The 12,703-nt window shown below is 35.1% G+C and carries 10 protein-coding genes; 7 read left to right on the forward strand and 3 right to left on the reverse strand.

Annotated features, from left to right (window positions below; genetic code table 11):
• Positions 1–68: 68 nt before the first annotated feature.
• On the forward strand, positions 69–1,721 hold the full coding sequence (locus CJF12_RS17705) for an alpha/beta fold hydrolase (RefSeq protein ID WP_051887252.1): 1,653 nt from the start codon (positions 69–71) through the stop codon (positions 1,719–1,721).
• On the opposite strand, the gene CJF12_RS17710 is transcribed toward CJF12_RS17705, so the two are convergent.
• Positions 1,718–2,581: a glycoside hydrolase family 25 protein gene (locus CJF12_RS17710; RefSeq protein ID WP_034683758.1), complete on the reverse strand. Its 864-nt coding sequence runs from the start codon at positions 2,579–2,581 to the stop codon at positions 1,718–1,720. The two genes, CJF12_RS17705 and CJF12_RS17710, sit on opposite strands and share 4 nt — an antisense overlap.
• A 65-nt stretch (positions 2,582–2,646) precedes the next feature.
• On the opposite strand from CJF12_RS17710, the gene CJF12_RS17715 reads away from it, so the two are divergent.
• The 5 genes from CJF12_RS17715 to deoC all read left to right on the forward strand — a co-directional run bounded on the left by CJF12_RS17715 (position 2,647) and on the right by deoC (position 7,124).
• Positions 2,647–3,909: an NAD(P)/FAD-dependent oxidoreductase gene (locus CJF12_RS17715; RefSeq protein ID WP_034683760.1), complete on the forward strand. Its 1,263-nt coding sequence runs from the start codon at positions 2,647–2,649 to the stop codon at positions 3,907–3,909.
• Entirely contained in the window at positions 3,906–4,577 is a 672-nt protein-coding gene (trmD, locus tag CJF12_RS17720; protein ID WP_034683763.1) for a tRNA (guanosine(37)-N1)-methyltransferase TrmD, read from the forward strand. The genes CJF12_RS17715 and trmD overlap by 4 nt, the downstream gene beginning before the upstream one ends.
• A gap of 343 nt (positions 4,578–4,920) precedes the next feature.
• Entirely contained in the window at positions 4,921–5,853 is a 933-nt protein-coding gene (locus tag CJF12_RS17725; RefSeq protein ID WP_034683764.1) for an endonuclease/exonuclease/phosphatase family protein, read from the forward strand.
• A gap of 50 nt (positions 5,854–5,903) precedes the next feature.
• A complete protein-coding gene (locus tag CJF12_RS17730; RefSeq protein ID WP_034683765.1) occupies positions 5,904–6,374 on the forward strand; it encodes an Lrp/AsnC ligand binding domain-containing protein in 471 nt (156 codons plus the stop codon).
• Positions 6,375–6,380: 6 nt separating this feature from the next.
• Positions 6,381–7,124 (forward strand): deoxyribose-phosphate aldolase, encoded by a 744-nt coding sequence (deoC, locus tag CJF12_RS17735; RefSeq protein ID WP_034683769.1) that lies wholly within the window; start codon positions 6,381–6,383, stop codon positions 7,122–7,124.
• Between the two features lie 54 nt (positions 7,125–7,178).
• Here deoC and dusB read toward each other — a convergent pair whose 3' ends face one another.
• Complete coding sequence (dusB, locus tag CJF12_RS17740; protein ID WP_034683773.1) at positions 7,179–8,174, reverse strand: tRNA dihydrouridine synthase DusB; 996 nt, start codon at positions 8,172–8,174, stop codon at positions 7,179–7,181.
• Between the two features lie 86 nt (positions 8,175–8,260).
• The gene (locus CJF12_RS17745; RefSeq protein WP_034683775.1) at positions 8,261–11,467 is read right to left on the reverse strand and encodes a hypothetical protein; all 3,207 of its coding nucleotides are present in this window, start codon (positions 11,465–11,467) and stop codon (positions 8,261–8,263) included.
• 177 nt (positions 11,468–11,644) lie between these two features.
• On the opposite strand from CJF12_RS17745, the gene CJF12_RS17750 reads away from it, so the two are divergent.
• Positions 11,645–12,484, forward strand: a complete 840-nt coding sequence (locus CJF12_RS17750) for a T9SS type A sorting domain-containing protein (RefSeq protein ID WP_051887253.1) — start codon at positions 11,645–11,647, stop codon at positions 12,482–12,484.
• Positions 12,485–12,703: the final 219 nt, after the last annotated feature.

Here is a 12,703-nt window from a genome sequence, read left to right on the forward strand (position 1 = left end):
GATTATTTTAATAGATTGTTAAGATTTTTCAAGGATATAAATGAAGATATTTGTCTCAAACTTACACCATGAAAAAACTCAATATCCTATTGTTCCAACTTTTAGCTTTTTATCTTCATGCACAGGTCATTTCAGGAACGATCATTTCAAAAGAGGAAAACAAGCCTATTCCGTATGTGAAAATTGGGATAGAAAAAGAGAATACAGGTGTAATTTCGGATGAAAAAGGAAATTTTACGATTGATCTTTCTAAGTCCAATCCTTCCGGAAAGGTAATCATCGGAGTCGCCGGATATGAAGATTATGTAGAGACGGTCGGAGATTTTACAAAACATGTTTCACCAAAAATTTATTTGAAAGAAAAAGTTAAAAACATTCAGGAAGTCAAACTTGTACCTAAAAAGCTAGTAGATAAAAACTGGGGCGTTAATACCAAAACCAAACATGTTATGTATTCTGTAAATCCACAACTTCGGAAAGATGATTTTCTTGGAGAAACAGCATTGGAATTCAACGCCAGTAAAAGGTCAAAAATTAAAAATATCAATTTGAATATTGCAAGTTATGTTTCTGATAAGCCGGTTCTTATGCGCTATAGTATTTATAATGAAAAAAACGGGTTCCCAGATAGAAATATTGTAGAAGAAGAAATTACGGTAGAACTTACTGAAGATATGATTCATGATGGTGTTTTTACCTTGAATATGGATCAATATAATATTTGGGTTCAGGGTAAGTTTTTTATTGGTATTCAGTTTTTAAAGGAATTCACAGGTAAACTAAATATTAGTGCGGCGTTATTCAGGACAGGATTTATGAGGAAATTTTATGGGGACTGGAAAAAGGTAACGTTGGCAGCTCCTGCCATCAATATTGATGTTAAAGTTGATAAAAATGGAAAGAATATGAAAGATGAATCTGGTGCTTCTGATGAAAACCTTGCTGATCTTGTTCCTGATCTCAGCAGATATGGAGCAGAGTCTGAACAATCCATCTATGGTAAAAATACATCAGTCGGAAAGTTTTTAAAGCTAAAGGATGCTGAGATTTATTATGAGACCTATGGGGAAGGTGAGCCTTTGGTTTTGCTTCACGGGAATTCGGGAAGTATTAAAGATTTTTATAAAGAAATCCCTGTGCTTTCCAAGCGATATAAAGTCATTGTAATGGATACCAGAGGGCAAGGAAAAAGCAAAGATTTATCGAAAAGAGATTTTAAATACTCTCTGTTTGCAGATGATCTGAAGGCATTAATTGATGAATTGGGAGTGCATAAAATCAATATTGTTGGATGGAGCGATGGAGGAATTACCGGACTTGAGTTTGCTTTAAAATATCAGAATCAGTTGAATAAACTCATCACGATTGGGGCTAATGTCCAACCGGATGGTGTCGACGAAAGGCTTGTAGATCATATGAAAAATCAGCTTCTGGTATTGGAAGCAGACCGGAATCCGGAAAAATATAATGAAATAAAGCTTTTGAAAGTTATGTTGAAAGAACCTAATATCAATAAAACATCACTAAATACTATAAAAAGTCCGGTTTTAATTATAGCGGGTGAAAATGATGTCATCAAAAGAGAGCATACAGCTTTTATTGCTGAACAGATTCCTAATGCTAAGATGAAGATTTACAGAAAAGCAACGCACTTTATTCCATTTGAGAATGCGGAGGAATTAAATAATGATATTTTAGATTTTGTAGGAAAGAATGATTAATCCAGAGTCATTCTTTTCAGAGACCAGGTACTACCATTATATATATCCAAATCTACCTTGGTATTAATTCCATGAACGATTCCGTTTTCCGTGAATTGCCAAAAGTCCCACTCGTCATTTGGAGAAGGGCTTGGAACATCATTGTAGTTTGCCAGCCAGAGCGGATAGCCATCAAATTCACCTTTTAGAAAATCTTTATAATAATGATAATACGTGTAAATGATAGGTTTTTTACCATACGTCTCTTCTACTACTTTACACCATACTTTTAAATCCTCGATCAGCTTTTTATTGGTTTTGCGTTTAGGGATTTTCTCAATATCTAAAATAGGAGGGAGATCTCCACTTTCCAGTTTTACATTGGCCAGAAAATTATTGGCCTGGATGATGGGATCTTCATCAGCTCTGTAGAAATGATAAGCCCCGCGAATTAACTCATGTTTTTTGGCTTGGGTCCAAAATTCGTCAAAATGTTTGTCTGCACTTTTATTTCCCATGGTGGCACGCATCACGACAAATTGCAGAGGTATTGTTTTGTTTCCTATGCTTAAGCTGTCCCACTTAATGTCTTCCTTGTTCTGATAATGAGAGACATCAAACCCGTAGGTTTTATCAAGGTTGTCTCCAAGAATTCTTTGGATTCTTAATGCTTCCTTTTCGTTATTATGGAGTTTTTTATGAGTAAACTTATTAAAGTATAAAGCATAGTAATAGCTGATAGACTGCTTTAGATAAAGCCCTGTCCCGATAAGGGCAATAATAAGAATGACCAATACCACTTTACGACGAAAGAAATAGTTCTTTCGTCTTTGCTTATGAACGTTTTTGGCAGTTTTTTTGGTGTACTTTTTCTTCATCATAAAGTTTTGCAAAACTAACTTTTTAAGAAGTAAAATGCTAAATAAAATCAGTAAATTTGTCTACTATGGAAACACGCGAAAAAATCATCATTATCGGGGGAGGTTTTGCGGGACTACAACTTGCGAAAACTCTGAACAATAAAAATAAAAAAGTAATGGTTCTTGATCGGGTAAACCATCACATGTTTCAGCCGCTTTTTTATCAGGTAGCGTGTGGGAGGATAGAGCCTTCCAATATTTCCTTTCCTTTCAGGAAAATTTTTCAGCAATCCAGAAATACCCAATTTCGTTTAACAGAAGTGAAGTCGATCGATCCTGTTCAAAATAAAGTGATTGCCGATGGAGCAGAATTTAGTTATGATAAATTGATTATAGCAACAGGCTGCAAAACGAATTTTTTCGGGAATCAGGATCTTGAAGGAAAAGCTTTCGGAATGAAAAATACCCAGGAAGCAATCAGCATAAGAAATCATGTTTTAATGACTTTTGAGAAATTAATTCTTGAAAAGAGCAGAAGTGATGATGGAAACTGGAATATTGTCATCGTAGGAAGCGGACCTACAGGAGTAGAGTTGGCAGGTGCTTTTGCAGAAATGAAAAAGGAAATTCTGCCAAGAGATTATCCGTACATGAATTTTGACAATCTTAAAATTATTCTGGTAAGCTCTACCGAAAAACCTCTTGCTGTAATGAGTAAGGAAGCTCAGGATAAATCTGAGAAGTATCTTAAAGATCTTGGGGTGACTTTCCTGAGTGGAGAAATTGTTACTGACTACGATGGTGATCAGGTTATTATGAAAAGTGGAAAAAAGATTCCATCCAATAATGTGATCTGGGCTGCGGGGGTAACGGGAAATGTCGTTGACGGATTTCCGGAAGAAAATTTAATTAGAAACAGATATATAGTAGACCGATATAATAAAGTAAAAGGATACGATAATATTTATGCCATAGGAGATATTGCCTATATGGAAACTCCAAAATATCCGCAGGGGCACCCTCAGGTAGCTAATGTGGCTATTAACCAGGCTAAAAATTTGGGTAGAAACCTTTTAAAAAAGGACAACAGTGAGTGGAAAGAGTATGAATATGATGATCGGGGATCTTTGGCTACCATTGGAAAGCACAGAGCGGTTGTAGATTTACCATTTATAAAGTTTCAGGGTTTTATAGCATGGTATTTTTGGATGTTTTTACACTTGATGCTTATTCTTAGTGTTAGAAATAAGCTTGCTGTGTTCTTTAACTGGATGTGGAGCTATTTTAATAAAGACTCTTCTTTACGTTTAATTATTTCACCTACTAAGAAAAACGGAACATTACAATGAGAATTGATATTATAAGCGTACTTCCTGAGTTGATGGAAAGTCCGTTCAAAACTTCTATTTTAAGAAGGGCTATGGATAAGGGATTGGTAGAAGTACATTTTCACCATCTGAGAGAATGGGCAATCAATAAGCACAGGCAGATAGATGATGAGCCTTATGGAGGAGGAGCCGGAATGGTGATGATGGTTGAGCCTCTTGATAACTGTATTTCTGAGCTTAAGTCACAGAGAGATTATGATGATGTGATTTATCTTACTCCTGATGGAATTACATTAAATCAAAAAATAGCCAATTCACTTTCTATAAAAAATAACTTAATTTTTTTATGTGGCCATTATAAAGGTATTGACCAAAGAGTTCGGGATTTACATATTACGAAAGAAATATCGATCGGAGACTATGTTCTTACCGGTGGAGAATTGGCAGCCTGTGTATTGTCAGATTCTATTATAAGATTGATTCCTGGTGTTCTAAATGACGAGCAAAGTGCTTTAACAGATAGTTTTCAGGACAACCTTCTTTCACCTCCAATCTATACAAGACCTGAAAATTATAAAGGTCTTGAGGTTCCAAAGGTCCTGTTAAGCGGTAATTTTGGCAGAATTGAAGAGTGGCGTCATAATGAAGCGGTAAGAATTACCCAAGAAAAACGACCTGATTTACTGTAATTTATTGATGTAATTATTTAATTAAGAGCTTAATTTTTACTTTTTTCGCTATTTTTGTAAAAAATGGAATAATAATTGTAATAAGAAAGCAAATAAATAAAAAAATAACTTTATTCGTATTGTGTTTTTTTATATAAATTTAGCATGATTTGCGATTTTAATTTTAATTCTTGGGGTTTTAGCTCGAATTTGTTAAGAAGTTTAATCTATTTTGCTTTTTTGATTAACGGGTACTAAAAAAATCATTTTTAGTATTGGAAGAAAATCAATATTTTGTAAATTAAACCCTTGAAAATCCTTAATCATAAGATTAAAATTATTTGAAGAATAGAAAAACGTTTTAATGGAGTTGTTTACTTTTTATAATGTAGAAAATTTATTTTTGCCGGACATAAAACCTGTTCATAAATTTGATCCAACAAAATCGGGGTTGTGGAACTGGGATGAAAGGAAATATAAAAACAAGCTCTTTAAAATTGCACACGTTTTTCAGTTATTAAAAGAAAAAAATGGTATATTGCCTTTTATCATTGGTTTATCTGAGATTTCCGGAAGGAAAGTTTTAGAAAATCTGGTGGAATTGGAGCCTTTTAATTCGAAATATGGAATTATACATTATAATTCTATGGATGAAAGAAAGGTAGATGTTGCACTTTTATATGATAAAAGTAAAATAGAGGTAATTGATTCAGAAGCTATTACTTTCTTTTTTGAGATTACCACTAAAAATAGTGAATATTACGACACAACTAGAGATGTACTTTATTCAAAATTAAAATATAAAGGCGAGATTATTAATGTTTTTGTCACTCATCTTCCCTCTAAGAGAGATAAAGACGTTAATAAACCAAAAAGAGACTTTATATTGAATGAAATTCACAACAGGATTCTAAATATTGTGAATGAGAAGAAAGAACATGTGATATTGTGTGGTGATTTTAACGAGAACCCAGATGATGAAAATTTGATTAACATTCTTTATGATAATAATCATAATAAAGTATTAGAAAATCCATTTCACGAATTATTTTCTACAGGAAATTATTCTACTTTTCATTACAAATCTGGTTTATTATTTGATCAGATTATATTGTCAAAATCATTTTACAATGCTGATAGCAATATAAATCTGTCCTTTCAGACTGCTGAAATTTTCAATTCTGAAAAAATTAGCAGCCGTGATAAGAGATTTGCTGACAGACCCTTTCGAACATATGCCGGAACAAGGTATTTAGGAGGGTACAGCGATCACTTTCCGGTGTGTGTAAGGCTTTAGAAAAATTAAAAAAACATAAATAAAAAAACATAAATTCAAAAAATTACAAGATGAAAAATTCGAACAATGCTAGCTATCATTTAGATTCAATCGACAAAGAAATTATCTACATGCTAATGGATAATGCTAAAACTTCTTTGGCACACATTTCAAAACATGTGGGGATTTCTACAACAGCGGTTCACCAGAGAATTAAGAAATTAGAGCACGCAGGTGTTATCGAAAATTCTATTTCTTTCCTGAACCCTAAGAAGATTGGTTATAAGGTGATTTCTTACATCGGCGTGTTTTTAGACCAGCCAAGCCATTATCCGGACGTTGTTAAATCTTTAAAGGATGTTAATGAGGTTGTAGAAGCTCATTATACGACAGGAAATTATACTATTTTCCTGAAGGTTCTTTGTAAGGACAACGATCATTTAATGCAGATTCTTAGTAAACTTCAGAAATTAAAAGGAGTTACAAGAACAGAAACCTTTATATCTTTGGAACAAGGTATTAACAGACAATTGAAAGTATAATAAACTATGAATATTGCTCAATATTTGGATTCAACTTATCTGAAAACTCCGGCTCAGGCAGGAATTTCAGAAAATGAAACGTTACAGATAGATAAAGACCTTACGCAGGAAGCTATTGATAATGGTATTTTTGCAGTAATGATCCGACCGGATTATGTGTCTGAAATCAAGAAGTATATTCAGGGAAAAAATTCAAATGTTGTGGTGGGGACTGTTATTGGCTTTCATGAGGGGACTTATTCCATTGAAGAAAAAATTACAGAAGCCGCTCAGGCAATTAAGGATGGAGCTGACGAGCTAGATTTTGTTATTAATTACAATGCCTACCTTGAAGGGAATGTAGATTGGGTAAAAGAAGAATTTGTAAAATGTACACAGTTATGTATACAGCATCATAAAGTAGCAAAATGGATTATTGAAATTGCTGCTTTAACCGATGCACAAATTGCTGATTTGACTCAACATATTTCTGAATGGGCAGAAGAAAATTTCTCAGAAAAAGATTTACCTTCTATTTTTGTTAAATCTTCGACGGGATTTTATCAAACTATCGGTGGAAAGCCTAATGGAGCTACTTTTGAAGGAGTGAAAATTATGCTGGACAATGCCGGAAAACTTCCGGTAAAAGCCGCAGGTGGGGTAAGAACTCCTGAAGATGCAGAAAAAATGATTAAAATGGGGGTGAAACGAATAGGAACTTCTTCAGCATTGGCTTTGATAAAAAATCAATCAGCTTCACAGGGATATTAGAAAATTATTCAATTGAAAAAACAAAAAAACCATCAATTTTGATGGTTTTTTTATTTATACTTGTTCCTGATATTCTTCGTAAAACTGTTGGGTTTCTTTGAGCAGGACATCCATTTCTGCTAATGTGAATACTTCAAGAAATTTCTTACGGAATTCTTTGAAGTGGGGGATTCCTCTGAAGTAATTGCTGTAATGCTGTCTCATTTCTATCAATCCCAGCTTTTCACCTTTCCATTCAGCACTCCATTCGGCATGTTGGCGAACCGCTAATAAACGGTCTGCAATAGTAGGCTCGGGAAGATGTTCTCCGGTTTTAAAGAAATGCTTGATTTCATTAAATATCCATGGATATCCTATGGCAGCACGCCCAATCATTATTCCATCACAAGCATATTTTTGTTTATATGCCAATGCTTTTTCAGGGGAATCTATATCACCATTACCAAAAATAGGAATCTCAATATTAGGATTTTGCTTTATTCTTGAAATATGTTCCCAGTCTGCTTCTCCTTTATACATTTGCCCTCTGGTTCTTGCATGTATGGTTAAGGCTTTAATACCTGTTTCCTGTAAACGTTCTGCAACTTCATCGATATTAATAGATGTGCTGTCCCATCCTAAACGTGTTTTTACCGTAACAGGAAGATGAGTAGAACTCACTACTGCTTTAGTAAGGCGCACCATTAGGTCAATATCTTTTAGTACTCCTGCTCCTGCTCCTTTGCAAACCACTTTTTTTACCGGGCATCCGAAGTTAATATCTACAAGATCAGGATTTACTGTTTCTACAATCCTTGCAGACATAGCCATAGCTTCTTCATCTCCTCCGAAAATCTGAATTCCAACTGGTCTTTCATAATCGAAAATATCCAGTTTTTTACGGCTCTTCATAGCATCACGAATTAAGCCCTCAGAAGAGATAAATTCTGAGTACATCAAATCTGCACCATGCATTTTGCATAAGCGTCTGAATGGCGGATCACTTACATCTTCCATGGGTGCCAGTAAAAGCGGAAATTCCGGCAGTTCTATATTGCCTATTTTTATCATGGTGCAAATTTACGAAATTCTAAACTTTCATAGGAAATGATATTATCTATGAAAATTATGAATGATTTTGGAAGGGTATTATTTGATTAGAAGCTTGCTTTTACCTGCATACTTCCAATGTGTATTGTCCTTTCACCTGAATTTCTACCTTCGTAATTTAAATTGAGCTGGAGGAATGAGTTGATAGCCTGTTGAATGAAAACACTCCAAACCTGGTTTTTACCTGGCTTTAATCCATCCAGCATCTGATTTCCTACGATACTGAAGTTATTCCCAGTGAAATTATTATTGATAAAAGAGAAGTTCCCTCTGATAGAGGTTTTTTTGCGTTCCCACTGTACAGTTCCGGTTATGTCAAAAGCCTTTAAAAACTCTTCACCATCCATTCTTTGTTTCTGACGATACGCAGAAGAGAGTTCCGCCTGAATGGCGTCTGTAAATTTATAAGTAGCCTTAGGTTTAGTTTCAAAATTATTCAGCCGGTAATCTCTTGTGACAAATAATTGGGAAGAATTTTTAATATCATGGACTGAATTTTCCCAATCAACCCTGAATTCTTTATTAAACCAATATCCGAGATTCAAGAAATGAGAAGTTTGCTCGCGTTCTTCATTACTAAAGTTGGCATTGATAAGATTATCATTTGAGATAAACCTATAGTTTCCATTCCACCCTGATTTTTCTGTAGGATTGAATTGTACGGATGTCAGGATATTCTGATTTTTTAAAATTTGATCACTGCTTTTTTCAAATGGATTAATGACCAGAACCTTATCTTTTTTGTAGAAAGAGTTTTGTGAATTCAATGAGATATTAAAATTCCATCGCTTTAAAAATGAATTTTCGGAGTTGAATACAATGGCTGGATTAACGAATAATGCCAGCTGTATTTTGTTTTTATTAGAAGGAATATAACGTACGGAATTGGTGTAAACCCTGATATATTGGGCTAAATCTGAATATTCTGCAATCTCAAATTCATCGAGCTGCTGGACACCATCACCATTATAATCCGTCCATTTGTAGATTCCCTGACCATCTGTTACTTTGATGTATTGAAATTCCCGTTGAGCTTCCTGTCCGTTTCCAAGCTCATAAAAAGCCTGTAAACGCATCCCGTTTTTGAAAAGCTGCTGATTGTACAGAATATTTCCTACTACGAAATCATTATTTCTTGCGGCAGTCATATCAGTACCGGTAGCCTGATAGAAAAACTTACGATAGTGTATTAATGCATTTAAGGTTGTCTTTTCTGTTTTTATGATTTGACTTTCCGCCATGATTCCTAAAATATTATTCATATTCTGGAGTCTGTTGTCACGTACGGAGTCATTATCCCGCATATAGACTTTTGCTAATAATTTGGTTCGGGTACTGTCACCGATTTTCTTTTGAATGAAAAGTTCTTTCCAGCTGAAGCTGGTAACATCCATCAGTTGGGTGTCATTGTATTTCTTTCCATTATGTTCCATGCTACCACCAAATGCCCAGCTACCTTTTTTTCCGGTATATTCAGTGGAAGCTCCTCCGCGTATAAATTTGGTATCCTGTAGAGTGGCATTGGTATTTAAATAGGATAAATTTCCTTTCGTGAAAAATTTCCCCTTGATCCATCCAAAATCCAGGTCATTTTTGATCCCTTTATAAGTATCCCGCTCATCTAAATAATTGACGCGGTAGTTTAATGTTGATTTATTATTCCATTTATTCAGGAAGCTGAAAATAAATCTATTTTGGGTTCTCTGGTTGAATTCCTGGGTCAAGTTAAAATCCCGCGAGAATTCCACATCATTGATTCGGTCAAGAATGTGAAATTGTTTATCAATGTATTGGTATTCGAAACTTGGAGTTCCTTTCCAGTTGTTTTTTGTAAAAGTTTTATTACCATAAATACGGCCTGCATAACCGAAGTTTTGATCCGAATCTTTAGAAGAGAATAAATTGAGATCATAATTACTTAAGGCGATGTCAGCACCAATTTTACCATCTTTAAGAAGAAATTCAGAGTTTGCTGAGAATACCTGCGATTTTTGAGGAGATGGAAGCTTTCTTACGGCTCGGTAATCCCCGGAACTTGGCCCTGTATACTCAAAGACACGGCCATTGTTCGTGGTCTGGGATAGCTTATAATCTCCGAGGTTAGGACCAAAATAAGTGAATGAAACCTGGTAAAGGGTTTCACTGGCATTCGTTGAAAACTCATAATTGGTTCCTCCAGTTGAGTTTTGAACCAGTCGGTATAGGATCTTATTGACATCATACTCGGTGACCACACCGGAAGGAGCATACATGAGATTAGGATCATTGCCGGCATCTGCCAAAATCTGTTCGTCTTCTTTAGATAAGTTCAATGCCAGGGGCGCATTTTTATTATCATTTTCCATAAACCAACTCAATCCGACTTTCATTTTCTCTCTTCGATGTTCAACCTTTCCTGTAAAAAGATATCTGGAATAATTTCTGTTGGTATAATTATAGGAGATCGTAATAAAATTCTGTTGGAAAATAGGCCTGAAACTGGTGAAAGTCACCTCACCGGTATTGTAATTAATAATATAATCCTGGTTTTCTCCACGTTTCATCAGGATACCGTCAATAAATACCTGTTCGGATCCTGAAATAAGCGTGATGAATTGTTCACCGTTTTTACCAGTTAGACGGTAAGGTCCCTGGTTTCCTTCAACCCCCTGGAAGCGGACCCTGTGGAACTCACTTCGTGCAACTCCCATGGAAACATCAACAAAAGTTTTATTATCTTTTCCGAATTCTGTTTGGAACTGAAGTCCCATACTTCGGCGCTGGTATTTTGAAAAATAATTTTTAGCTTCCACCAGATCCAAATGCCCCGCTCTAAGAATAGATTTATCCTTAATATTAAGCTGCATATAGATTTTGTCAAATTCTTCTAAGGTCTGGGTATATCCATCAGCCTGGATTGGCAGGTTATGATCCGAAATACTGGCTAAAATCGTTACATCTTTAGAAAGTCTTCCGGAGATTTGAAGGTCCATGGAGCTTTGTACAGACTGTCCTTGGTTATTACCGAAAGTAATCCCACGGATGATGGATCCTTTTGAATTAAGCTCGCCCAGAAATCTTTTCTTATCATTTTTAGCAAGTACAGCTTCATCTACAATAACCCTGTTTCTTGTTCTGACAAAGTCCAGCGTATCTTTAGCAAAAATATCCTGTTCCAATCTTGCTGCCAAAACACTGTCCTTTTTGATGGTATCTTCGGGCAGGTTGGGATTCTTCCATGAGAAAATCTGAGCATGAATTGTCAAAGTGCCCATGAAAAGAAACAAAAGTAATAGAATAAAATTCCGCAATTTCTCTAAAATAATTGGTAAAAATACTTAAAAAAACGTTAAAGCCTGCCGGTTTAGCTTTATTAACAGAAAATAAAAATTTTTATTGTTTTTTGATGAAAAATACTTTTATTTTGAGAGTAACCTAATAAAAAAACAAATATGAGAAAGATTTATTCTCTAGTAGTTGCTTTGGCAACTGCAACGGTAGTGTATGCACAAACTACTATTACTCAATGGAATTTTGACGATTATACGAGCAGTGCTTCAACAGGTTCAGGAATGGCAACGGTAATAGTTGCAACCGGTGACCCAACTTTTCCTGCCGGAAATCCCGGAAGGTCATGGAGCGTAGCCGGATTTCCCGTACAGGGTACAGGATCTGGAACAGCAGGATTTCAATTTGAAGCAAGTACTGAAGGATACAGCGGAATTACGGTATCAGTAGATATGGCAGGTTCCAATACCGGGTCTAAGTACTATCAGATGCAGTATACTGCTAACGGTTCAACATGGATTGATATTGGTGCAGTGACAGCTATTGGATCGACCTCTCCTTTAAACTGGACTACTATTACGAACTCTATCCCATCTGATGCGGATCATAATCCTAATTTTGCATTTAGAGTTGTATCTGTATTTGATCCGGCCAATAATAGTACCTATGCTGCGATAGGGGCCTCTTCAAATTATAATGCTACATCAGGAACGGGAAGGGTGGATAATGTGACTATTTCAGGAACGGGAGAAGCTTTGTCTGTTTCGGATGTGAATAGCGTAAAACCAAATTTTATTAAAAATACTTTTGTGAAAGATGACGAAATTATTTTTGGAGCTCCGGTAAGAGATATGAAAGTATACAATATGTATGGGATGATTGTAAAACAAACTTCTGTAAAAGAAGGTGAAACTATAAATGTTTCCGAGTTACAAAAAGGAAGTTATATTGTTACCGGTATCGTAAACAATGAGCCGGTTTCTCAGAAAATTTTAAAAGATTAAAAGTAAGGTGTTTTAGTTTCAATATGAAACTGCCGGTTCATAAAAATGAGCGGCAGTTTTGTTTTTAATACCATCCTCTTCTGGCGGCATTGATAATGGATACTAAATTAAAGACTCTGATCGGCTGTTTTTCTTAATGGAATAGAAAAATTAATTCTTTTTTAGTAGTAAAAATAGCTTTTTGTTAAATATTGAGTGAATTTCACAATATAAAAATTG

This window comes from Chryseobacterium piperi, assembly GCF_002285635.2.
Lineage (GTDB): Bacteria > Bacteroidota > Bacteroidia > Flavobacteriales > Weeksellaceae > Chryseobacterium > Chryseobacterium piperi.